Origin of the sequence: Micavibrio aeruginosavorus EPB (assembly GCF_000348745.1) — a bacterium.
Classification (GTDB): Bacteria; Pseudomonadota; Alphaproteobacteria; order Micavibrionales; family Micavibrionaceae; genus Micavibrio; species Micavibrio aeruginosavorus_A.
On sequence record NC_020812.1, the window covers coordinates 1,566,628 to 1,591,040 of the forward strand.

Here is a 24,413-nt window from a genome sequence, read left to right on the forward strand (position 1 = left end):
AAAAAAACGGCCACACACAGGTGGCCGTTTTTTCATTCCCATATCAGATTTTGTTACGCAACCGCGCGTTTTTTCAACGCCGCGCACGCGCGCTGGATGCGGGTGCAGGCCTCGGTCAAATCCTTGTTCGACGTGGCATAGGAAATGCGGAAATACGGTGACAAACCAAACGCCGCCCCCTGTACCGCCGCAACGCCTTCGGTTTCGAGCAGATAGGTCACGAAATCGCTATCGGACTGGATCACCTTGCCATCCGGCGTTTCCGCACCGATGCACCCGGCGCAGGATGCGTAGACATAGAACGCGCCTTCCGGTGTCGGGCATGTGATGCCATCCGCCTGGTTCAGCATACCCACGACGAGATCGCGGCGTTCCTTGTACACGCGGCGCCATTCGTTCAGGAATGTTTGGTCCCCGTTCAGGGCGGCCACGGCGGCAGCCTGCGAGATCGATGACGGGTTGGACGTGGAATGGCTTTGAATGCCGCCCATCGCCTTGATCAGTTCTTTCGGGCCCGCGGCATAGCCAATGCGCCAGCCGGTCATGGCATAGGCCTTGGACACGCCATTGACGGTCAAGGTGCGGTCTTTCAAGCCCGGCTCAACCTGCACCGGAGTGGCGAATTCAAATCCGTCATAGACCAGATGTTCATAAATATCGTCCGTCATCAGCCAGACATGCGGGTGTTTCATCAGCACATCCGTCAAAGCTTTCAGCTCGGCTTTCGTGTATGCGGCCCCGGTCGGGTTGGACGGGGAGTTCAGGATCAACCATTTGGTTTTCGGCGTAATGGCGCGCTCCAGATCGCCCGGCTGCAGTTTAAAGCCATGCTGTTCACCGCATTCAACGAACACCGGCGTGCCTTCGGCCAGAATGGTCATGTCCGGATAGGACACCCAGTACGGTGCCGGGATAATCACTTCATCCCCCGGGTTCAGCGACGCCATCATGGCATTGTACAAAACCTGTTTCCCGCCTGTACCAACGGTGATTTGATCCGATGTGTAATCAATACCGTTTTCGCGTTTGAATTTTTCGCAGATCGCTTTTTTCAGCGCAGGCGTACCGTCAACAGCGGTGTATTTCGTTTGCCCGGCTTTCATCGCGGCGGTGGCGGCGTCCTTAATCCACTCCGGCGTATCAAAATCCGGTTCACCCGCACCCAAGCCAATCACATCACGGCCCGCAGCTTTCAGCTCGGCGGCTTTGGTCGTCACGGCAATGGTCGGTGACGGTTTAATTTTCGACAGGCGAGAGGCCAGAATAGACATGGTTCAGATCTCCTTCAGAGGTTAAAACTGTTTAAGCGGCAACGGGCAGGAACGGATTGCCATGCCCGCGTAAATTACTGGCGGGATAACACCCCATAATCCGCATCGCGGCGGTGTGGCCCGCAAATTCATCCAGAACCGGTTTCATCGCCGGGTCCGTCATGTTCGCACCCACATCGACATAGAATGTCGGATTGGGCCGCGCCGGGCCGGCCATGTATGTTTCCAGTTTGGTCATGTCGATATTGTGGCGTTCAAACACGTTCAGAACGCGGAACAACGCCCCCGGCTTGTGCGCGGTTTCAAACAGGATCGAGCTGATCGCCGGGCCGGATATGGCCCCCGCCGCCAGCGATTCACGCGCCAGAACCAGGAAGCGCGTGGTGTTCATATCCACATCTTCAATATTTTTCTGCAAGATCGTCATGTTGTACAGATCCGCCGCATCTTCGGATGCAATCGCCGCAATGTCCGGTGACATGGAATTGGCAATGGCACGCGCGGCCCCCGCCGTGTCGTAATATTCCTTCGCCGATGCACGCGGCAAATTGTCGGCCATGAATTTGCGGCACTGGGACAAGGCCTGCGGGTGGCTGCGCACTTCGCGGATGGATGAGAGAGCCGCGGCCACCTCCTCCGCGCTCAAATCGCTTTCTTTCCACGCGACGATGTCTTTGGTGGTCATATTTTCCGGCGGTGCGCCACGAAAGGCCTTGTGCGGGATCATCAAACAATGATGGATCGGCACCATATGTTCACCAACGATAAACAAACCGGATTCAGGCAGCAGGTTATAAACCTCCATCACCCGGCCGGATGTGGAGTTTTCAACCGGGATCATGGCGAAATCGACATCGCCGTTTTCAACGGCGTTCAACGCGTCCTGAAATCCGCGATAGCCCTGGTAATACCCGCCGGGGAAATATTCGGAACAGGCGCGATAAGAGAATGATCCCTTGATGCCCTGATAACTGACCCGCATTGGCTTGTTTTCCGTATCGCCCAAGATATCCCATCCGGTAAAAGTGACCGTGAATTTTTACTATGGGAAGTACGGCGATGCAACAGCGCCTATGCGTAAAAACGGCCCTTAAAACGCGTCCGGACGGATCAGTTTTGCCGTATCCGCGGAAACAACCGGGATAACGGTGAAATCCAGCCCCGCCCCCTGCGCCCAATCGGCCAACGGTGCCAGAAGCGGGTCCTTCAACCCCTCGCGGATATATCCGGCCAAACGCGGCAAGTGGGCCAGATACCGGTCCTTGCCATCGCGCACGGCCAGGCGGATAAACTGCCCCAGAACACGGCAATGGAATTGCGTCGCCAGCACGCGATACCACGCGCGGAAAATATCACGTTCATCATCGGTCATATCCGCACAATACCGATCCAACATGGCATTGCGCAGATCAACGGGAACATCCACCCGCGCATCTTCCAACAGGTTGGCCAGATCATACGGGGCCGGCCCCGTCATTGCGCCCTGAAAATCCAGAATACCGCAACGGTTCAGATCATTTGCCCCCGGCAACCACATCAGATTTTCGAAATGATAATCGATATGCAGCAACCCGCGCGGCACCGGCGGCAGGGATTGTTCAATTTTGTCCCACGCGGCCAGGTAATCATCGACGATGCCATCAATATTCTTCCGCCCCAACGCCGCAGGCATATACCAATCCACCAAACGGCGGCGGCCGGTATGCACGTGGCTGGCGTAATAATCAGGCAGCTTTATATCGCCAACCTTTGCCCGTTGACGCAGGGCGATCAATGCATCGGTGGCCAGGGCGTACAGATCTTCGCGTGTCGCGGCGCCTGTTTCCAAAGCCCGTTTAAAGGACACATCGCCGAAATCTTCGATCAGCACGTACCCTTCCGCCGCATCCGTATCATACACGGTGGGCGCGCGAAGGCCGATGGAACGCAGATAGGCGCTGATGCGCAGAAAATCGCTAATCGAATGACCCGGCGTGGCCATCGGGTGGCCGTCGGGCATGGCCTCCATCAAAACGCGGGTTTCACCATCCGGCTTTTGCAAGCGAACATAACGGCGGAACGCTGAATCTTCACCCACGGGATGAATGCTGGCATCCCCCCACCCGGCACGTGACAAGAAATCCGCACGCAAAGCATGGCGGGCATTAAACCATTCGAGTGGAGTCATGGATGGGGACGCAGTTGGTTTGGATTTTGATTTGGGCATTGAAGAAATCTTATTCTATTTTTTATCGGCAGGCGGTGTGCGCCCCGCCAACTTCTTCAACGCGTCAATATGCGATTGCGAAGCCTTCTTCCGTCGGCCGGACAACGCGGGTGATCCGCTTTCGTGACCGAAAATGGCCGTGCCCGCACCGGATAACGCTTTCAATATTTCCTTGCCGAATGTATCGGGGGCCATATCCAATGTGCGCGGCGTGGCGGGAATGTCCTCGTCAATAATCGCGCCTTCCGGGTGTTCGACAACGCGATTGACGGCGTGGGCCACGATACCGGTTAAGTGTGGTTGCGCCAGCGCCATCAGCAAGCGCGGGTCTTCATAACTCCACGCGATCACTTGCTGACGGGCCTTGGTGGCATTTCCACGTGACAGGCGCAGGGCCTCCCGGATGCGGCTTTCGGCATATTCACGGCTCATGGTCTGGCCCTCCGATGGCCTGTCTTTGATCCTTCCTCCAGTTTGACACAGTTTACGCCCGCGTCAAAACCGGGAAGATCAAAAACACTAACCAACTGTTTTTAAATCAAAAATTCGTGAAAGCGCCAGATATAACCCGGCCTGCACCGGGGCCACATTGTGCAGACAGGCGAGATCGACCACACGCCCCACATTTTCGGTAATTTTTGCGATCGTCATGGATTTGGCCGCCGCCACCTTGTCGCCCGCATCATGGGTCAGCTCGACAAAGGCCGCAATAATGCCCCCCGGGTTGGCAATGAAATCCGGGATCAGCATGACGCCCCGATCGTGCAGGGCCAAACGCGCGGAGTCGCTGACCGGGCCATTGGCCCCCTCGACCACCAGACGGGCCTGAATGCGCCCGACATTGTCATCCGTGATCACATTTTGCACGGCGCATGGGAACACCACATCAACATCGTGATACAGAACATCCGCCGCATCGACGGAAGTGAGCGTGCCCTCCATCGGTAACAATCCGGTGGCCGCATCAAAATCCATGCGGATCAGCGCATCGCGCAAATCACCCGACAATGGTTTTTCAAACACCCATGTGCCGCCATATTTCGGATCAGCCATGGACGCCAGTTGCGCACCGTGTTCGCTGAAATACCGCAGAACCGCCGCCCCCATGGCCCCCATGCCCTGCACCGCAAAGCGGACAGAGGACAGATCGTTTTGATTCAAGTCCAGAAAGGCCTTCGCCGCCGTCGCCACACCCAATCCGGCAATGCCTTCACGGTCGTAATCGGTGCCACCCATGTGGACAGGTTTGCCGGTAAAACTACGTGTGGATTGCAATTCATCACATGCCCACAGCGCATGTTCCGGCTTGCCACCAATATCAAACCCAAACCCACCGAACACCCCGCCATTTTCATGCAGGAACGGTTTGCACAGTGAAACGAACCGACGATATTGCGTTTCAAATCCATCGGCGGATGAATTGGCGCACAATCCCGATTTCGCCCCACCCAACGGCAACCCGGCCGCCGCGTTTTTCAGCGCCATGGTCCGCGCCAACATGCGCACTTCGTCCAGCGTCAGGTTCGGCGTGATGCGCGTGCCGCCCTTGCCGGAAAATTGCAACGGCCCGCCCGCACTGATCTTCGTGTTCCAGACGACCACATGCCCTTCGACACCGAGCGCAGGGTCGCGCACGGTCACTTCGAATTCCGGTTTCATCGCGGCGAAGCGTTGTTTCAAATTGTCCAGTTCATTGAGAAATTCAGAACCCGTGACGGCGGCCCGATCCAGCGCGGCATTGTTGGTCATGTGAAAACCCTGATCCATTTGTTTTTCAAAGAATGGACGGATTTTCGCACGCCCGCACAACCCTCAGCAAGGCGGTCACAGGGCGGTGCAACATAATGATTTCAGGTGGTTGCCAGACCCGCCAATTCGCGGATCAGGCCCTGAATCCCCTGGACCCGATGGGCGGGGCGGTCCCAAGACCGGACGGCGGCCAGTTTTTGATCGGGGCGCAGCTTGATCGACCCCGCTTTGGATTGCAGCCATTGCATGATGGCCACCGGGTTTGGCGGCGCGTCTTTATAGAATCCGATGACGGCCCCCTTCGGCCCGGCATCCACCCGGTCCACATGCGCGGCGCGGCAGAGTTGTTTAATTTCGACGATCTGCAACAGGTTTTCGACCTCGTCCGGCACGGGGCCGAAACGGTCGATCAGTTCGGCGGCGAATCCTTCGATATCCGATTTTGTTTCCAGTTCGGACAGACGGCGATAGAGGCTCATCCGCACGTTCAAATCCTCGACATAATTTTCGGGGATCAATACGGATGTACCGATATTGATTTGCGGGGACCAGCGTTCTTCATGCGGGGCCGCGCCCAATTCGGAACCCGCGCGCGCTTCGGCCACGGCTTCCTCCAGCATCTGCTGATACAATTCCACGCCCACTTCGCGAATATGACCGGATTGTTCTTCGCCCAGCAAATTCCCGGCCCCGCGAATGTCCATGTCATGGCTGGCCAATTGGAACCCTGCGCCCAGCGTATCCAGTGTTTCCATCACCTCCAGCCGCTTTTGCGCGGTGGGGGACAATTTTTGGTCCGGGGCGTAGGTCAGATAGGCATAGGAGCGCAATTTCGACCGCCCCACCCGGCCGCGAATTTGATAAAGCTGGGACAGGCCGAACAGATCAGATCGGTGGATAACAATGGTGTTCGCGGTGGGAATATCAATCCCGTTTTCAATGATGTTGGTGGCCAACAGGACGTTATATTGCCCGTCATAGAACGCCGTCATGCGGTCTTCCAATTCCTGCGTGCTCATCTGGCCATGGGCGGCGATAACTTTGACCTCGGGCACCAGCTCTTTCAGCATACGTTCGACTTCGTCCAGATCCTTGATACGCGGGCAGACATAGAAACTCTGCCCACCGCGATAATGTTCACGCAACAAGGCTTCGCGGATCACGACCGGATCAAACGGCAAAACGAAGGTGCGCACGGCCAGCCGGTCCACCGGCGGCGTCGCCATCAACGACAAATCCCGCACCCCGGTCAACGACATCTGCAATGTCCGCGGAATCGGCGTCGCCGTCAGGGTCAGAACGTGGACGTTATTTTTGATTTCTTTCAAATATTCTTTCTGCTTCACACCGAACCGTTGTTCTTCATCAACGATCAACAGGCCCAGATTTTTGAACTTCACGCTCTTGGAAAACAGCGCGTGCGTGCCGATGACGATACTCACATCCCCATCACGCAAACCGTCTTTTGCCTTTGCCGCATCACGGGCGCTGGCAAATCGGGAGAGTTGTTCGATGCGCAGGCCCAGCCCGGCAAAGCGTTTTGAAAAATTCTGGTAATGCTGGCGTGCCAGCAACGTGGTCGGCACGACCAACGCCACCTGCGCCCCCGACATGGCGGCGATAAAGGCGGCGCGCAGGGCCACTTCCGTCTTGCCAAACCCGACATCGCCGCAGACCAGACGATCCATTGGATGGTCGGTATTCAAATCTTCCATCACATCCATGATGGCGCGCAATTGATCATCCGTTTCCTGATACGGGAAACGGGACACAAATTCGTCGTAGATGCCATCGCTGACATGCAGTTTTTCGCTTCGCTGCATCATGCGGGCGGCGGCGATTTTCAGCAGCCCCTCCGCCATGCGCATCAAATCTTTCTTCACGCGGGCTTTGCGCGCCTGCCACCCGGCCCCACCGAGTTTATCCAGCTGAGTCGTGCCCTCGTCACTGCCGAAACGGGACAGAACCTCGATATTCACCACGGGAACGAACAATTTATCGCCCCCGTCATAAACGACCTTCAGGCAATCATGCACGGTTCCGGCGGCGGAAATGGTTTCCAGCCCTTCAAAACGGCCAATGCCGTGATCGACGTGAACGACCAGATCGCCGGGCGTCAGCGATGACACTTCGGTCAGGAAATTATCGGCCTTGCGCTTTTTCTGTTTCCGCCGCGCCATACGGTCGCCGAGGATGTCCTGTTCCGTCAGAATGGCCAGATCAGGCGACACAAATCCGTTTTCCAGCGTCAGGATGGCCATGCCCGTCTGGCCGGGGTTCAGCGATTTGACGTCATCCCAATGATCGCAATCCTTGAAATTGGCAAAGCCCGCATTGGTCATCAAACTGCGCAAACGTTCGCGCGATCCGGGGCTGTAGGCCGCGATAACAATCTTGCGGCCTTTTTCCAAACGCAGATGGGCGACATGGTTCGCCAGTTCGCCGAAGACATCGGCATCGGGGCGTGCGCGGATATCGCCGAAATCGCGCCCTTTGCGTCCGCCCGCATCATCGATCCCCGCTTCGTCGGCAGCGCCAAAGGGTGATAATTGCGTTTCATTGGCGGCCAAGCGGCGCCATTCATCGGTGCCAATATACAAATCATTGACGGGAACCGGGTGATAGATGGTCCCGGACAGGGACACATCACTGCCCTCTTTCCGCGCTTTCTTCTTGTCCTTGGCGGAATCTTCCAGCGTGCGGCGGGCGGCGTAGAAATCTTCCACCTGCGCCAGACGTTCGGCGCGGGATTGTTCGGCCAGATGATCAACCGTAACGGACGCACCCGGCGCATAATCGAACAGCGTATCCAGCCGATCAAAAAACAACGGCAACCAATGGTCCATACCGTTATAACGGCGCGCCGATGATACGGCTTCGTACAGCGGGTCATCGTTGCGCACCACACCGAACAAATCACGGTAACGGGCGCGGAACCGGGCGATGGAATCGTCGTTCAGGAAAAATTCTGTCGCTGGGCGCAGGGCAAAATGCGACAATTTCTTATCCGTGCGCTGGCTGGCGGGATCAAAGGTGCGAATGCCCTCCAGCGTATCGCCGAACAGATCAAGGCGCAGCGGGTCATCATAGCCCGGCGGGAACAGATCGATAATACCGCCGCGTTGCGCGAACTCGCCCGCCTCGCGCACCGTATCGGTGCGGACATAGCCGTTCTGGCCCAGGAAATTCATCAGTGAATCTACGCTCACCCGTTCGCCGACCCGCGCGATGAAGCTGGCCCCTTCCAGTGCGGCGCGCGGTGTCACGCGTTGCGTCACCGCATTCACAGTAGTCAGGATAAGGCGCGGAAACCGTTCTTTCTGCTGGTCCCAATGGATCAGGGTTGAAAGCGCCGCTACGCGGTGCGCGACGATATCGTTGTTGGGTGATACACGGTCATAGGGCAAACAGTCCCACGCCGGGAATTGCACCACCTGCACATCCGGCGCAAAAAACGCCAGCAGGTCGGCCAGTTCCGCCACGCGGGCATCATCCATCGCGACATGAATCAGCACCCGGTCATCGGGCATCAGCGCCCGCGCCCGGTCCGCCAGAATGCGCGCATCCATCCCCTCGGGTGCCCCAAACAGGGTCCGCAAGGTTGATGCAGGTTTGGATGATGGTTCAGAAGCGCCGGACATAGGCGGTTTTGTACCCCCCCAATCCATTCAGATCAAAGGTTTTTTCTGGCCGCGCGCCCGCCGAACCTGACTTTTTGCACCGCAACAAATACCCCAATAAAATCAGTGCACTATGACAAAAAAGATGGCGACAAAAAACGGATTGGGATAAATACTGTGCCGCAGCAGACAAAAACAACCAATCCAACTGCGTCAAAAACAGGACACGAGTCGTATGGGACTGCAATTTGCCAATGTGACAAAGGATCGCAAGGATCTGTTTAACGCCCTTGCCCAGGCCTACAATGAAATTTACATCCCGGCCTTCCCCGATGTGAACGAACGCGAAAGCCTGGAACAAATCCACGGCTTGATGAGCGGCGCCGTTCCGGGCGTACAGGCCATCGTGAACATTGCCGGAAACAATTTGACCTCCAATGGCCCGGACCGCGTGGTCAAGGGCATTGCCGTGGCCTATCACTTTCATCCGGAACATGTCGGGTTGCTGGCCTATAACGCCGTGTGTCCGAACGCCAAAGGCGAAGGCATTGGAAAAATTCTGGTCCACAGCCGGATTGAATCGCTGAAACAAATGTCCGCCAACCAGAATGCATCATTGCGCGGTGTGTTTGTTGAATGTCACGACCCCGCCGTGATTGATGCAAAGAACGATGTCATGGACCCCAGCGCCCGCATACGCCTGTTTACGTCGTGGGGCGCACGTGAAGTGCCGTTTAACTATGTCCAGCCGCCGCTGGACGCCCATCTGGATTATTGCGACACCATGAATTTGTACAATTATCCGGTGGACGGATGCTATGCTACCCCGGATGCCGCGCTGGATTTCGTCAAGGCGCAGTTTAACAAAGCCCTGCCCAACTTCGACCACACCCAGATCGCGCATTACCGGAACATGATGCAGGAACTGGCGGAATGGCGCGCGAAGGCCGCCAACGACAACACCCCGCAAAAGGAAACCGCCCCCCTGTTGGACAAGGCGGCGGTTCAATCTTTGAAATTCGTTTAAGTCTTTAAGAAGCGGCTGAAATTAAGCCGCTTCTTTAATTTCCACGCCATCGGCATTCCACGGGCCCGGCCAGACTTCCGGTTTGCCATGGCGGATCGCACGAATTTGGCCCAACGGCACATCACGGGAAATCAGCATCTCACCCGGCAAATCCTTGCCCGGGGATACGGCGATTTCCGCCCAGATCCCGGTGTAACCAAACGCTTCTTCGCACGGCAGGTACAAGGACGCCCCACTGTGATACGTGTCGCGCTTTTTCCCGGCCAGGGTCGGCGCACCCACGCAACCGACAACGGCCAGCGCGGTCAGCATTTCAACGGCACGCGCCTTGGCACAGCCGAATACGCGGTGATAACCCGACGGTTTCGACGTTTGCGACGGCACAAAAATCAAATCAATGTCCAACGTGGACATTTTGCAGGACAGCGCTGGCATTTCGATGTCGAGGCAGATCAGGATGGACAGGCGGAAACCGCGCCATTCAATAATTTTAATATCCTTGCCGACTTCCAATTCCCACGATGCCGGGTCCTTTTCAAACGGGGTCATGACCAGCTTGTCATGGAACGCCGCTTCGCGATCCGGGAACAGGAACCAGCAACGGTTGGTAAAACCATTGCCGCTGTCATGCGGCCACGGCATGCTGCCCGCCACCAATGCAACGCCCGTTTTCTTGACCAACTCTTGCAGGATCGGTTGAACGATCTGGGCTTGGCCCGCCATCCATTCGACTTCGCCCGTCGGGGCCAGATCGGCCGGGGCGTAATGCAACATCCCTTCCGAGCAATATTCCGGGATCAGCAGCACATCAGCCTTTTCCGCCTTCGCGCGCTCCAGCTGGCGCTCCACCAGATCGCACCAATCCTGGGCGGATTTTACGGGTGTGGCATAGTTGGCAACCCAATGGGCAATCGTCATGGTTTCGGTATTGGTCGTCATCTCATTACACCAGTCTGCTACAGGTCAAAGGGGATTATATTGCGGCGCCAATAAACCATTGCCGCCGCCAAGTTTCAACACATTCCGACACGGAATTGAGCCAAAGCGTCAATCAAACAAAGGGGCCCATCCGCCGTGTCCGTCTTTGCGAACACCATAAAGGCGGCGGCAAGGGCTGAGCGTATAGCCGTTGGGATTTTTCAGGATATTGTCCGCCCGACGGGCCTGAACAAAAATATGGTACAGCGTATCAATCGCATCCTTGCCCGACACTGTGGCGTTTTCCGCCAGCAGGCCCCGTTCCCGGCGCGGGTATTTCAAACCGGAATTTTCCATCCCCGTCCGGTTGACCAACCCGTGCGCCACGGCCCGGTTCAAAACATCGGACAAATCGACCGCCCGGATCGCCTGCCCCGCCACGGCGTTGAAATGCATGCGGGCAGAGTCGGCCCGCAAGGCAGCAATATCCGCCGCGCGATGCGCCTCGGCCAAGGCCTTTTCTTTCAAAATTTTTAATGATTTCATCGCCTTAAGCCCTCTGTCCCGCCATTACCGCATGGCACAAGAGGAGCATAAACGCGGATCGGGCGTTATGTCAATATAATCAGCGATCAAACGGCTGGTGATCCAGCAGTTTTTGCAGCACCGGCGTAACCAGATTGGCGGGGGGCGTGGCTTGTCCCGTGACCCAGTTATACAAATCCACATCGTTCAATTGCAGGACATTAGCATAATCGGCCAGTTCCGCGGCCGAGAAGCCGGGCACATAATCCCGGGCAAAACGGCCCAGAATGATGTCCATTTCCTTGGTTCCGCGATGATCGGATTGATACATCAGGCGGCGGCGCAGATCGTCAACGGGTTCGGAAGGGTGCGTGTTCATAATGGCGACTTTACCCGCCCCCCATATTTTGGTCAAATCCCCCCATGACCAATAACTCCAGCCAGCCCGAACATGCCGAAGCCGCACCACCGCCCAAATCCATCGGGCGGCCTTTTGCGCTGGACCCGCTGTTCCGGCCATTGACCGTTTTATCCGGTATTGGCCCGCGCAATGGCAAATTGCTGGAGAAGCTGGTCGGCGGACCGAAGATCCTCGACCTGCTCTGGCACAAGCCCATCGACTTTATTGATCGGCGGTACGCCCCCACGCTGGCCGAAGCCCTGCCCGGTAAAACCGCCACGCTCACCCTGCGCGTTGAAAAACATACGCCGAACACGCGGCGCAACCTGCCCTATCGCGTGCGATGCACGGATGATACGGGGTCCATTGATCTGGTGTTCTTTAACGCGCATAAGGATTACATCGAAAAAAACATGCCGCTGGGTGCCACCATCATCGCCAGTGGCAAGGTTGAAGCGTATCAAGGCCAGTTGCAAATGGTCCACCCCGACGCGTTGGGCGCGCTGGAGGACAAGGATGCCATCGCCACCATCGAACCCATCTATGCCCTGACCGCTGGCGTTACAAACAAGGCCGTGCGCAAGGCCATCCATTCCGCCCTGCCCGCCGTTCCGCAATTGCCGGAATGGCAGGATGCCGCCTATTTCGCGCGCCAGCACTGGCCCGCTTGGGATGAGTCCGTGCGCGTCCTGCACAATCCACCCGGCGAAAACGGGTTATCGCCGCTGCACCCCGCCCGCGCGCGGCTGGCCTATGATGAATTGCTGGCCAACCAATTGGCGCTGTCGCTGGTGCGGTACCGCCAACGCAAGGTGAATGGCCGCGCCTATAACACCAACGGCCCGCACCGCGCCCGCGTTCTGGCCGCCGTGCCGTTTGAATTGACGGGCGCGCAGAAACAGGCTTTGACCGAAATTGACGCCGATATGGGCAGCGATGAACGCATGTTGCGTCTGCTCCAAGGTGATGTGGGCAGCGGCAAAACCGTTGTAGCCGCCCTGTCCATGATGAATGCCATTGATGCGGGCGCGCAGGCGGCGTTGATGGCCCCGACCGAAATTCTCGCCCGCCAGCACGCGCAAAGTTTGAAACCGTGGTTGGATGCCGCCGGGGTGCGTTTCGTCATCCTGACGGGCCGCGACAAGGGCAAAGCCCGCGACCTGCTCCTGCAACAAATCGCCAGCGGCGCGGCGCAAGTGGTGATCGGCACCCATGCTTTGTTTCAGGATGACGTTATTTTCTCCGACCTCGGCCTCGCCGTGATTGATGAACAACATCGTTTCGGCGTTCACCAGCGCCTGCAACTGGCATCCAAGGGCAAGGGTGTGGATACGCTGGTCATGACCGCAACGCCGATCCCGCGCACCCTGACCCTGACCGCCTATGGCGATATGGATGTCAGCCGCTTGAATGAAAAACCACCGGGGCGTAAACCCGTGGACACGCGATTGATGTCCCAGGACAAGCTGGATGAAATGATTGACGGCGTCGCCCGCCAGATTGCCACGGGGGCCCGTGTGTATTGGGTTTGCCCGCTGGTCGAAGAGTCCGAGGTGATGGATCTGGCCGCCGCCGAAGAACGGTTCGATATTCTGCAGGCCCGTTTTGGCGATCGTGTCGGCCTTGTCCATGGGCGGCTGAAGCCACAGGAAAAAGACGATGTCATGGAAAAATTCGCCCGCGGCGATCTTTCCATCCTCGTCGCTACGACGGTGATCGAAGTGGGCGTGAACGTACCCGAAGCCACCATTATGATTATCGAACATGCTGAACGGTTCGGCCTGGCCCAGTTGCACCAGTTGCGCGGGCGCGTGGGACGCGGCGGGGATAAATCATTTTGCTTCCTGCTGTACTCTGGCCCCCTCTCCGATAATGGCAAGGCCCGATTGGCCACCATGCGCGATACAGAAGATGGATTCCTGATCGCCGAGAAAGATCTGGAACTGCGCGGCAGTGGCGATATCCTCGGCACCAAGCAAAGCGGCTTGCCCACATTCCGCCTCGCGGACCTGTCGGCCCATGCCGAATTGCTGGCCACCGCCCGGGATGATGCCCGGTTGATCATCGACAAAGACCCGGACCTGAAAGGCCCCCGGGGCAACGCCCTGCGCCACCTGCTTTATCTCTTTGAAAGAGATCAAGCGATTCAATATCTTAGGTCCGGTTAAGCGCAGAATTTGCGCCCTTTTTCCGAATTGATTAAGATGCGTCACCGCATATTTAACGGCTTTCATAATAGAGGCAGGCCATGACAAATCTGGTTCCCCAAAACGGTCAAAACCCGGACGACAATAGCGACGAAGACAAAGACACCAATGCAAATGCCGTTGGGTTTGTTCGCCGCAATGAAGAAGAAGAAAGCGAAGATGACCGCATCGCTCGCCGCCGCCGCGAAGAAGCGATGGAAAACGCACTGATCCGCCTGAACCAGGTGCATGAAGAAGAAGGCACAAAGACATTCGGCTCCGCCCGCCGCGATGATGATGCGATCGAAGGCGAATTTATCGAAGCCGATTTCGGCCCCGCCGAACCGCAAAGCACCATGGCCGAGGATGCCGCGATCAACGCCGAAGCCGAACGCCCGGATGCGGAACGTGAATCCTTGCGTGATATGTTCAACCGCATGGCCCACTTGCAAAGCGTCCTGTGCAAAGTGTTCGAGCAGGAAACCGTCAATCCGTATTACGTCGAAGAACTGGCGAAGACAGTGACGGTTACAGTTGAGCTGGAAAAATCGTTCGAAGCCAAGGGCGCAGATGATTTCATCTCCGTCTCCCGCGACCATATTTTCGCGCAAAACAACGATGTGTCATTCGCCACGGCCTATGAAATGACCCTGATCGCCATGACGGATCCATCTTTGCGCGAAGAAGGCGTAGATGTCCGCGGCAATGCCAAGGACCGCTTGATCCTGAGCCTGATGGCCGAGGAATGCGGATTGCCGGTGAACAATGCACCAAACGCAGATGCAGAAACGATCGCACGTTTGAAATCCGACATTCAGGGATGGATCGCCCAACGCAACGGCGTCGGCCCCATCACCGCCACACCGGACGAAGACGAACCTGAACAAAAACCGGCCTATCAACGGACCTTTGCCCCGGCGTAATACAGCCGTACAAACAGATAAAAAAGGGACGGTGGTTATTCACCCCGTCCCTTTTTTATTCCGCTCAATACGCATACTACCAACAACGACCGCTGTCGGCTAACACTTGAAACACATCGGCCTTATCCATGCCCGACTTGATCGCGGGGCAATAAAGTAATTTAAGAAGATATTTTTGATAAGCCGTGGCATAGCCCACACTATCAGGGCTTTGCACTTTAGATAATTCCGGCAATCCCAACGCACTCATAAGGCACTTCGGGACCAATCGGTCAACATCACCCTCCGTTGCAGACAGATTGATTTTGCAAACCACAAGATCAATATTGTTGTTATGATCTGGCAGAATATACGCCTCCATCAACGGATCAGATGCATCAATCATAACGCCACCCCAAAGCCCGCGCTCTTGCAGTTCAACCTGGTAGCTATCAACCCCGGGATTATTGACGTAACGCGCCTTTAGCGAATTTGTTGGAACAATTCGGATTCTTGCATAATTTTCCGTCGCGTCATCGACGTCTCCCATGGGCATGAACGTCAAAGAAGGCGCTCCCCCCCCGGATAATTGGGGAATGGTTTTCCGGACAGATTTTTCAATAGAAGAATACAGTTTGTCGCCCTCTTTTTTATTATAAGGACTGATACTGGAAAAATTTTGCCCCTGTGAATAAGCAGGCCACCCAAACGCCACAGATATTTTTGATTGCGGCCATTTGTTTACAACACCGGATTTAGGCCACCCATTGGGACGATGAATATGATCCGCAATCCATGGGCGATATTTCTTCTCCGTTTCGTAAGTGCCGTTTTCACCCTTCATATAATAACCAACCATCGCTCCAAAAAGCGATGATCCGTCCTTATTTACAACATCGTCGTTCCAAAAACGGTTCGAAAAAGCGGAATTCAAGAAAGCCGCGATTAAATCACCGCGCGTGTAAACTTGATCATCCAGCATGATCTCCGCACTGGCACGATCTTTACCAGAGTCAAAAAATGCGTGCGACGCCTTGATGGAACAAAGGAAAATTGAAAAACAGGCAATTGATAATAAAAAATATGCTTTATAAGAAAATCGCACGCCCCCCCCTTTCGAGATTAAATCCCCGACCCTTTCCACTTTTCCGCCATCACACGGACGGACACGCGGTCGTCGTCCGCGGCATCACCGACGGGCAAGCCGTAATAGACTTCTGTGTCTTTATCTTTCTGCCCCGTGATGCGGGCGGGAATGCCGACGACGGTGGCCCCCGGCGGCACGTCGCGCGTGACGACAGAATTGGCCCCGATGGCGGCGTTGTCGCCGACGCTGATCGGGCCCAAAATCTGGGCCCCGGCCCCGATCATGACATGGGTGCCGATATCCGGATGGCGTTTGCCGCATTGCGGGCCATGCCCGGTACCGCCCAATGTAACACCGTGATAAATGGTGCATTCATCCCCAATTGTCGCGGTGGCCCCGATGACAACGCCCGTACCATGGTCGATAAAAACATTTTTACCGATTTTCGCCGCCGGGTGGATTTCGATGCCCGTGATCCACCGTCCGACATACATCCAGAACCGTGCCAGCGCGCGCAATTTATGGGCCCACAAAAAATGCGCCAGCGGATGGAAGATCGTCAGGATATGAAAGCCGGGATAACAAAACACAACCTCGGCCCATGTCGGACACGCGGCATCGCGGTCACGAATGGAGCGAATGAAATCCTGTAATCCCGCGATTAAATTCATTCCAGCCCCTCAAACAAAACGGTCGACAAATAGCGTTCGGCAAAGGATGGAATAATCACAACGATCATTTTTTCCGCATTGGCGGGGTCTTTGGCCACCTGTATTGCCGCCCACAACGCCGCGCCGGACGAAATGCCGACGGGCAGCCCTTCGACCCTTGCCACCTCACGCGCCATTTTGACGGCATCATCGTTTTCGACTTTGATGATTTTATCAATCAAATCGGTTTGCAGGATGGATGGCACGAAACCGGCACCAATTCCCTGAATTTTATGCAGGCCCGGTTCACCACCGGACAAAACCGGGCTGGCCGCGGGTTCGACGGCGATGGTTTTAAAACCGGGATTGCGTTCCTTTAACACGCGCGACACGCCGGTCAACGTCCCGCCCGTCCCCACGCCGGAAATCAGAATATCGGCCATACCATCAGTATCATTCCAGATTTCTTCCGCCGTGGTCCGTTCATGAATGGCTGGATTGGCGGGATTATCAAACTGCCCGGGGATGAAACTGTCGGGATATTCGGCTTTTAATTCATCCGCCTTGGCAATTGCGCCCTTCATGCCCTTGTCCGCCGGGGTCAGGACCAGTTCCGCCCCCAACAGTTTCAGCATTTTCCGGCGTTCCACCGACATGCTTTCCGGCATGGTCAAAATCAGGCGATATCCACGCGCCGCCGCGACAAAAGCAAGGGCAATGCCCGTATTCCCCGATGTGGGTTCGATCAAAACAGTTTTACCGGGTGTAATCTCCCCCGCGGCCTCCGCCGCGTCGATCATGGCAAAACCAATCCGGTCCTTAACCGACGCCAGCGGATTAAAAAACTCCAGCTTGGCCACGATGTCGGCGGTCACACCATATTTTTCCGACAGGCGTTTCAATCGCACGATGGGCGTTGCGCCGATCGTATCAATGACCGAGTCATAAATTTTTCCACGAAATTCGGTCATGCTTTGTCTCCTCAACTATTTTTTCTTGCCGTTCCCGTTCTTCGGTTGCGGCGGGTTTGATGTGGGGTCCGGCGGGGTAATAATGCCGCCGGAAACAATCATCTTGATTGCGTCTTCAACATTCATTTCTAAGAAAATTAAGTCTTTACGCGGAATAAACAACAGGAAGCCCGATGTCGGGTTCGGCGTGGTGGGCAGGAACACATTCACCACCTCATCATCCGTTAAGCGCTGAACCTCGCCTTTGGTCGATCCGGTCACAAACCCCATCGCCCAAATGCCGGGACGCGGGTATTGAAACATGACGGCTTCGCGGAAGGCTTGCGATTGCGCGCCCATCACCGTTTCAAAAACCTGTTTCGTGGCCCCGTACAACGTGCGGATAACGGGCATACGGTCAACAATATATTCCGAAATATTGATGACCACACGGCCCATAAAATTCCGCGCGAACCACCCGATGGTGATAAAAAACGCCACCGCAATAATCAACCCCAACCCCGGCACCGCGGTTTGCGGGTAATAATGCGCGGGAATAATGGCCGACACTTGGCTGTCGATAAATTTCAGAAACACCCATGTCAGATACAGCGTGATTGAAATCGGCGCCGTCACCAAAATACCCGCAAGGAAATACCCGCGAATTTTTGCAAAGACGCTCAGATGGAACGGCTCACGCTCCTGCGGTTGGTTGGGGGTGGTTTGCGGCTGTTCGGTGGTCATGCGCCACATCTCCTGAAAGACAAGGTGGAATTACGCGAAAAGGATCATGGAAAAGATACCATGTCCGCGCCCGATGACCAGTGCACATGCGCAAAACGCGCAAAAAGCGACCCCCTGAAGGTGTGTGGGCCTTCAGGGGGTCTTTTTTATCGTGGGGCTTGGGGGAAGCTATCCACGGCGTTTGGTGTGTGAAGCATTTATTGGTGTGTGTGTATGGGGAGATACCAATAAACGCTATAATTCCAAACGTAAGGCGATATAAACCATAGTTTTCCATAGCGCGTCAACATTATTTTTGATAAAAAATAAGTTCCCACGCTATAAAAAATAATGTATAACAGACCGACTAGCTAAAAACCGCAGGAAACTGCCCTTTTATGAGGTTTTGACGCACGTGGCCATTACCGCAGACCAAATCCGCGCCGCCCGGGCCTTAAAAAACTGGAGCCAGGCCGATCTCGCCGAGCGAGTCGACATGGCCACGCCGTCCATTGGCAACATCGAATCCGGCAAACACAACCCCACCCCCCAAACCCAAGCCGCCATTATCGAGGCGTTTGAAGATGCGGGGATTGAATTTATTGATGGGGGTGTGCGGAAGAAACAAGACTTGGTTACCATTTTCGAAGGTGACGACTGCTATCTGAAATTATTGGACGATGTTTTTCGCACCTTGGCCAAATCAAAGGGCGAAGTCCTTTTTAGCGGATCAGATGAAACGCGATCCCCGCCGGAAGTCATTGAAAAACTGCGTGCCATTCGCCGCTCTGGCATACGTATGCGCTCACTGGTCATGGAAAATGACACCTATTTAATGGGGAGTTTGGGCGAGTATCGGTATATGCCCAAATCCGTTTTCGTCGACAGCGACGTCAAAGTTATTTTCGGTGACTGCATCGCTTATCTCGTAAGCTGGAAAGACGTTTGGAAGGTTATCATCCTTCGAGAGCCATCAATTTCCGCCGAAGCCACAAGGATTTTTGAGTTTTTCTGGTCTGTTGGACAAATTCCGACAACCTCCACAGCAGAGATTCTGTATGAGGAGAAAACCCAATGATGAAGGTTGCCCCCAAAAGCCTTTCCATCTGGAAAGAGTACAAAACCGCCTGCGTTGGCATTAGCATGCACAGCGAGAACCATGTTGGCGAAGCGTTGCATGGCATGTTGAATTGGGTTCAAGAAAATTTTGAGAACTGTATTCTCGATTTCTCTGACCTCCTGTATCGGCACAACTATATTTCGGCGGGATACAGCCCTGAAGTTGCATTTAAACTATCCCAAGAAGACGGGAGCAAATGGCTCCGCAATAACATGGATATAATCCAATCTATATCCATACCGACCAAAATTATACATTGGCAGACATGGCTGAATCATCCGGACTTCATCCCAAATCTTAATCAGTTCCGCCATGCGTATAACACGCAACCGGCATTCCGCGACGCCTTACTGGGTGACGTATCAAAATTTTATAAGCGGAAAAATTCTGAACCGTCATCGGGTATCGAAAGCATAGAGAATTCTGTTGAATACATGCTGGAAGAGCTGGCAGCACACTCTATCCTTTACACAGAGCACCCATCTGCCGTCATTTATCCAGGCAAGCAACACGAATCCTTTAAAATGGTTCGCGCCGGACAAGTTGCCTCTGTTCCGCAAGGCATCAAGAATTCAAAATATGTACGCATGATCGTCTATAATTTTGACAGCAAATGTACACACACCCCTGATGTACGCGGGGCCGAGACGTGCTTGATTAGTCAAGCCGCATAAAATATCTCTAAAACTAGCCCCTAATTCCCCACAAAAACATAACGCACTGGCGTGACATGATTTTCCTGTCACGCCATTTCTTTTGTTTTTTATGACGTTGACGTCAATGCGATATGCGCCACGTTAGTCACGACGTTAAAGCCAGCATGGAGAAGGCCCATGATTCATCTTGGCCCCGATGCGCCGGGCATCATTTTGTTTTCATCCAGTCTCAGCGCCATCATCGCATTCGGCACCGTGATGGCCTTGTGCATGACCATGGCTTTGGAACCCCTCGCCCCGCTGCGTGGGGAGGATGGACGGCCGGACCCAAGCGTGACGATCCCGCAGGACCTGCCGGAGACAACGTTGAAGTTATATTGATGTTTGGGAAGAGAGGGTGGTGACTGCTCAGGGATTCGAACCCTGGGCCTACTGATTAAAAGTCAGTTGCTCTACCGGCTGAGCTAAGCAGTCTTACCCGTTGCGAACGCCCCGTAGTGGCTGGGTGCGTATATTAGGCCGATGCAAAATATGAATACATGGGCCCTTCGTCAAGGTTTCTTTTCAAAACAATCCCAAAGAACTGCATTTTTTTTGAAAATATTGGAATCTTTGGGATTTTTCAGCCCCACAGCCCCACCCATACGGGGCGGAGCCGTGGCCCAAAGGCTATTTCAGGCCGAATTTGGCCTTCATCCGGGATTCGACATTGGGCGTCACCACACCCGATACATCCCCACCCAGCGAGCAGATTTCCTTCACAAAGGACGAGGATACGAACTGCCACTTGTCCGAGGCCATCAAAAACACGGTTTCAATGTCCGGGTTCAGCTTGGCGTTCATACCCGTCATCTGGAATTCGAATTCAAAATCCGACACGGCGCGCAAGCCCCGGATAATGCACGATGCCCCAACGTCACTGGCGAAATCAATCAACAGATTGCTGAACGGTCGTATTTCAATCTCGCAATATTTATCATGCATATTGGCGATATCGGTTTTCACCAGATCAATCCGTTCATCAATGGTGAATAACGGCCCTTTGCGTACGTTCCCGGCCACGCCGATAATCAAACGGTCCACCATCTTGCTGGCGCGTTGAATAATGTGCAGATGCCCCTTGGTCAGCGGATCAAACGTGCCGGGGTAAACGCCGACGCGGTGTTTGCTATCCAGATCTTGGGTCATTTGCTTGTTCCTTTCAGATTCATTCCCATGTAACGCACAGCCCCCAGGCCATCGCGCCACGCCCCATCACGAAGGAAATTGGGGAACACGATGTCCACCGCCTGTAATTCCTCGTGGGTGAAAAAACGCACTTCTTCAACCGCACCGCCCTGGTCTACCCAGCCATCCTGAACCGCGCCGGATTCAATGGCACAGATGAAATGGACCTGTAACGTGTGAAACGTTTCAGCAGCGTCATAATATTCGGATACGGCATACATATCGCCGACAGAAACGATCAGCCCCGTTTCCTCATACACCTCACGTCGGACGCAGGTTTTAATATCCTCGCCCAGATCGGCCCGCCCACCCGGCAGGGTCCAAAACGTGCCATCGCCATCCCCGCGCACCAAAAGCAGACGGCCCCGATCAACGATCAGGGCCCGTCCGGCAACTTGTGGCGCGGTGTATTTCGCCATTATTCCTCAACCGGTGCGTCGGTATCGTTGGCCGGAGCCGCGGCGTCACCATCGATGGCGGCATCGTCCCCTTCCTCACGGATCAACCAGGCGACGGAGACGACTTTTTCACCCTCCGAAACCTTGAACAGGGTCACGCCCTGGGCGCTGCGGCCCGTGAAGCGGACGTCATGGACCGGCATGCGGATCAATTGGCCCGCATCGGACACCAGCATCACTTCGTGTTCGTCCGTGACCGGGAATGTGGCGATCATTTCCCCGCCATTCTTCGCCGTCAGGGACATGTTGGTCACACCCTGACCACCACGACCGGACAAACGGTATTCATAGGCCGATGTCCGTTTACCAAAGCCCTTGGCCGTCACGGTCAGCAGGAATTGTTCTTTTTCCTGCAATTCCTTGAAACGGGCCTCGGACAAGTCGATGTCGCCACCTTCAAATTCCACGCCCTCTTCGTCCGCGCCACGCAATTTGTTGGCCATCTTCAGATAGGCCGTGCGTTCGTCGGCGGTCGCCTCAACATGGGTCAGGATGGACATGGAGATAACTTCGTCATCATCCTTGGCCAATTTCACGCCGCGCACACCGGTCGATGTCCGGCCCGAGAAGACGCGAACGTCATCAACGGGGAAGCGGATGGCCTTGCCCAGACGGGTGGCCAGCAGGATATCGTCGTCTTCGCGTGCGATTTTGACGGAGATCAGCTTCTCGCCCTCTTCCTCCAGCTTCATGGCAATCAGGCCATTGGAGCGGATGGAGCGGAAATCGGACAATTTGTTCCGGCGGACGTTGCCCTTGCTGGTCGCAAAGATAATATCCATCGTATCCCAGATTTCTTCATCTTCCGGCAGACGCATGATGACGGAGATATTCTCCCCCTCCTCCAGCGGCAGCATGTTGATGAGAGCCTTGCCCCGGGCCTGCGGCGTGCCCAGCGGCAATTGCCAGACCTTCAGCTTGTGCACGATCCCACGGCTGGTGAAGCAGAGCAACGGCGTGTGGGTCGAGGCCACGAACAGATCGGTTACGAAATCTTCGTCTTTCAGGCCCGTACCGCTGCGCCCCTTGCCACCACGGCGTTGCGCGCGATAGGTGTCCAGCGGAACGCGTTTGGCGTAACCGCTGTTGGTGATGGTCACCACCATTTCCTCACGCTGGATCAGATCTTCGATATCTTCTTCGAATTCCGCGTTGACGATTTCCGTGCGGCGCGGCGTGCCGAATTTGGTTTTCACCTCGATCAATTCGTTGGTCAGAACGGCCAACAATTTTTCACGGCTGCCCAAAATGGCCAGATATTCGGCGATGGCATCGGTGATTTCTTTCAATTCATCGCCGATTTTGTCGCGTTCCAGACCGGTCAAACGGTGCAGGCGCAGGTCCAGAATGGCTTTCGCCTGAACTTCGGACATTTGGTATGTCCCGGCACCATCGACCAGATATTCCGGATCGTCGATCAACGCGATCAACGGGGCGACATCGCCCGCCGGCCAGCGCTTGGACAACAGTTTTTCTTTGGCTTCCGCCGGGTTCGGGGCGTTACGGATCACAGCGATGATTTCATCGATGTTCGCAACGGCCACAGCCAGACCGGCCAAAACGTGCGCCCGGTCACGGGCCTTGCCCAGTTCGTAAATTGTGCGGCGTGTAATGACCTCTTCGCGGAATTTCACGAAGGCGGAAATAAAATCGCGCAACAGCAAGGTTTGCGGGCGGCCATGGTTCAGGGCCACCATGTTGCACGGGAATGATGTTTGCAGTTGGGTATGTTTGTACAGCTGGTTCAAAACAACATCGGCGATGGCGTTTTTCTTCAGCTCGATAACAATACGAACACCGTCGCGGTCGGATTCATCACGAATTTCCGCCATGTCTTCAACGATTTTTTCGCGACCCACTTCGCCCAGGCGTTCGAGCAAGCGGCCCTTGTTCACCTGATACGGCACTTCGTGCACGATGATGGCTTCGCGTTTGTCGCGCATATCCTCAATCGAGCATTTCGCGCGCATCATGATGGACCCGTTACCGGTCATGTAAGCGGATTTAATGCCCATGCGGCCCAAAATTTGCGCCCCTGTCGGGAAATCCGGCCCATGAATGTGAGCCATCAAATCTTCGGTCGTCACATCCGGGTTTTCGACATAGGCACAGCACGCATCAATCACTTCGCCCAAATTGTGCGGCGGAATGTTCGTGGCCATACCAACGGCAATACCACCCGCCCCGTTGACGAGCAGGTTCGGAACGCGTGCCGGCAGAACGGTCGGCTCCAGCGTGGATTCGTCGTAGTTGGGGCGGAATTCAACCGTGTCCTTGTCGATATCATCCAACAGGGCTTCGGCCGGTTTGGCCAGACGCGCTTCGGTATAACGCATCGCCGCAGCCGGATCGCCGTCCATGGAACCAAAGTTACCCTGACCATCAATCAACGGCAGACGCAGAGAGAAATCCTGCGCCATACGAACCATGGCTTCGTAAATCGCGGAGTCGCCGTGCGGGTGGTATTTACCCATGACGTCACCGACGATACGTGCCGATTTCTTGTAGGATTTATCGGACGTGTACCCGCCCTCTTTCATCGCGAAGAAGATGCGGCGGTGAACCGGCTTCAAACCGTCGCGCACATCGGGCAGCGCACGGGACACGATCACGCTCATCGCGTAATCGAGGTAGGATTTCTTCATCTCGTCTTCGAGGGAAACGGTCGGGAGAATCGGATCCTGGGTCGCGGTATCGGTCATTGTTCTACGGCCTTTATCAAAAACGGCGGAAACGCT

The 24,413-nt window shown here is 55.4% G+C and carries 22 protein-coding genes and 1 tRNA gene; 6 read left to right on the plus strand and 17 right to left on the minus strand.

Translation table 11 applies throughout. From position 1 onward, the window contains the following. Positions 1-53 precede the first annotated feature (53 nt). The 6 genes from A11S_RS07325 to mfd all read right to left on the minus strand — a co-directional run bounded on the left by A11S_RS07325 (position 54) and on the right by mfd (position 8,867). Complete coding sequence (locus tag A11S_RS07325) at positions 54-1,271, minus strand: pyridoxal phosphate-dependent aminotransferase (RefSeq protein WP_015467867.1); 1,218 nt, start codon at positions 1,269-1,271, stop codon at positions 54-56. Positions 1,272-1,302: 31 nt separating this feature from the next. After that, positions 1,303-2,253, minus strand: a complete 951-nt coding sequence (locus A11S_RS07330; RefSeq protein ID WP_235067565.1) for a prephenate dehydratase — start codon at positions 2,251-2,253, stop codon at positions 1,303-1,305. Positions 2,254-2,361: 108 nt separating this feature from the next. Beyond that, positions 2,362-3,438 carry an aminoglycoside phosphotransferase family protein gene (locus A11S_RS07335; protein WP_235067573.1) on the minus strand — a complete coding sequence of 359 codons (1,077 nt, stop codon included), beginning with the start codon at positions 3,436-3,438 and terminating at the stop codon, positions 2,362-2,364. A gap of 54 nt (positions 3,439-3,492) precedes the next feature. Then, positions 3,493-3,909, minus strand: coding sequence for a hypothetical protein (locus A11S_RS07340; RefSeq protein ID WP_015467870.1), 417 nt, complete (start codon positions 3,907-3,909; stop codon positions 3,493-3,495). Positions 3,910-3,996: 87 nt separating this feature from the next. Beyond that, on the minus strand, positions 3,997-5,226 hold the full coding sequence (locus A11S_RS07345) for a Glu/Leu/Phe/Val dehydrogenase dimerization domain-containing protein (protein WP_158497194.1): 1,230 nt from the start codon (positions 5,224-5,226) through the stop codon (positions 3,997-3,999). A 101-nt stretch (positions 5,227-5,327) separates the two neighbouring features. Beyond that, complete coding sequence (gene mfd, locus A11S_RS07350; protein ID WP_015467872.1) at positions 5,328-8,867, minus strand: transcription-repair coupling factor; 3,540 nt, start codon at positions 8,865-8,867, stop codon at positions 5,328-5,330. 214 nt (positions 8,868-9,081) lie between these two features. On the opposite strand from mfd, the gene A11S_RS07355 reads away from it, so the two are divergent. Next, a complete protein-coding gene (locus A11S_RS07355; RefSeq protein WP_015467874.1) occupies positions 9,082-9,873 on the plus strand; it encodes a hypothetical protein in 792 nt (263 codons plus the stop codon). A 21-nt stretch (positions 9,874-9,894) separates the two neighbouring features. Here A11S_RS07355 and A11S_RS07360 read toward each other — a convergent pair whose 3' ends face one another. From A11S_RS07360 to A11S_RS07370, 3 genes are all read right to left on the minus strand, one after another. Then, complete coding sequence (locus A11S_RS07360) at positions 9,895-10,812, minus strand: nitrilase-related carbon-nitrogen hydrolase (protein ID WP_015467875.1); 918 nt, start codon at positions 10,810-10,812, stop codon at positions 9,895-9,897. Positions 10,813-10,920: 108 nt separating this feature from the next. Next, the gene (locus tag A11S_RS07365; protein ID WP_015467876.1) at positions 10,921-11,337 is read right to left on the minus strand and encodes a hypothetical protein; all 417 of its coding nucleotides are present in this window, start codon (positions 11,335-11,337) and stop codon (positions 10,921-10,923) included. 79 nt (positions 11,338-11,416) lie between these two features. Further along, entirely contained in the window at positions 11,417-11,695 is a 279-nt protein-coding gene (locus tag A11S_RS07370; protein ID WP_041802573.1) for a succinate dehydrogenase assembly factor 2, read from the minus strand. 44 nt (positions 11,696-11,739) lie between these two features. On the opposite strand from A11S_RS07370, the gene recG reads away from it, so the two are divergent. Both recG and A11S_RS07380 read left to right on the plus strand, forming a co-directional pair. Then, on the plus strand, positions 11,740-13,884 hold the full coding sequence (gene recG / locus A11S_RS07375) for an ATP-dependent DNA helicase RecG (RefSeq protein WP_015467878.1): 2,145 nt from the start codon (positions 11,740-11,742) through the stop codon (positions 13,882-13,884). 80 nt (positions 13,885-13,964) lie between these two features. Beyond that, positions 13,965-14,825 carry a hypothetical protein gene (locus tag A11S_RS07380; protein WP_015467879.1) on the plus strand — a complete coding sequence of 287 codons (861 nt, stop codon included), beginning with the start codon at positions 13,965-13,967 and terminating at the stop codon, positions 14,823-14,825. 76 nt (positions 14,826-14,901) lie between these two features. On the opposite strand, the gene A11S_RS07385 is transcribed toward A11S_RS07380, so the two are convergent. The 4 genes from A11S_RS07385 to A11S_RS07400 are packed head-to-tail and all read right to left on the minus strand — an operon-like array spanning position 14,902 to position 18,235. After that, positions 14,902-15,909, minus strand: a complete 1,008-nt coding sequence (locus A11S_RS07385; RefSeq protein ID WP_015467880.1) for a hypothetical protein — start codon at positions 15,907-15,909, stop codon at positions 14,902-14,904. A 17-nt stretch (positions 15,910-15,926) separates the two neighbouring features. Beyond that, positions 15,927-16,562, minus strand: a complete 636-nt coding sequence (gene cysE / locus A11S_RS07390) for a serine O-acetyltransferase (protein ID WP_015467881.1) — start codon at positions 16,560-16,562, stop codon at positions 15,927-15,929. Continuing rightward, positions 16,559-17,512: a cysteine synthase A gene (cysK, locus tag A11S_RS07395; RefSeq protein ID WP_015467882.1), complete on the minus strand. Its 954-nt coding sequence runs from the start codon at positions 17,510-17,512 to the stop codon at positions 16,559-16,561. Before cysK ends, cysE begins: the two co-directional genes overlap by 4 nt. Positions 17,513-17,527: 15 nt before the next feature. Beyond that, a complete protein-coding gene (locus tag A11S_RS07400; protein ID WP_015467883.1) occupies positions 17,528-18,235 on the minus strand; it encodes a DUF502 domain-containing protein in 708 nt (235 codons plus the stop codon). A gap of 394 nt (positions 18,236-18,629) precedes the next feature. On the opposite strand from A11S_RS07400, the gene A11S_RS11700 reads away from it, so the two are divergent. The 3 genes from A11S_RS11700 (at position 18,630) to A11S_RS07415 (ending at position 20,371) form a co-directional block, all read left to right on the plus strand. After that, positions 18,630-19,292, plus strand: a complete 663-nt coding sequence (locus tag A11S_RS11700; RefSeq protein ID WP_015467884.1) for a helix-turn-helix transcriptional regulator — start codon at positions 18,630-18,632, stop codon at positions 19,290-19,292. Next, positions 19,289-20,008 carry a tRNA-dependent cyclodipeptide synthase gene (locus A11S_RS07410; protein ID WP_041802575.1) on the plus strand — a complete coding sequence of 240 codons (720 nt, stop codon included), beginning with the start codon at positions 19,289-19,291 and terminating at the stop codon, positions 20,006-20,008. The genes A11S_RS11700 and A11S_RS07410 overlap by 4 nt, the downstream gene beginning before the upstream one ends. Positions 20,009-20,167: 159 nt before the next feature. Further along, the gene (locus A11S_RS07415; protein WP_015467886.1) at positions 20,168-20,371 is read left to right on the plus strand and encodes a hypothetical protein; all 204 of its coding nucleotides are present in this window, start codon (positions 20,168-20,170) and stop codon (positions 20,369-20,371) included. A gap of 17 nt (positions 20,372-20,388) precedes the next feature. Here the strand turns inward: A11S_RS07415 and A11S_RS07420 are convergent. The 4 genes from A11S_RS07420 to gyrA form a co-directional block, all read right to left on the minus strand. Beyond that, a tRNA-Lys gene (locus A11S_RS07420) sits at positions 20,389-20,464 on the minus strand. A gap of 195 nt (positions 20,465-20,659) precedes the next feature. Continuing rightward, a complete protein-coding gene (gene coaD, locus A11S_RS07425) occupies positions 20,660-21,178 on the minus strand; it encodes a pantetheine-phosphate adenylyltransferase (protein WP_015467887.1) in 519 nt (172 codons plus the stop codon). Further along, complete coding sequence (locus A11S_RS07430; RefSeq protein WP_015467888.1) at positions 21,175-21,636, minus strand: NUDIX domain-containing protein; 462 nt, start codon at positions 21,634-21,636, stop codon at positions 21,175-21,177. The genes coaD and A11S_RS07430 overlap by 4 nt, the downstream gene beginning before the upstream one ends. Then, positions 21,636-24,377 (minus strand): DNA gyrase subunit A, encoded by a 2,742-nt coding sequence (gene gyrA, locus A11S_RS07435; protein WP_015467889.1) that lies wholly within the window; start codon positions 24,375-24,377, stop codon positions 21,636-21,638. Before gyrA ends, A11S_RS07430 begins: the two co-directional genes overlap by 1 nt. Positions 24,378-24,413: the final 36 nt, after the last annotated feature.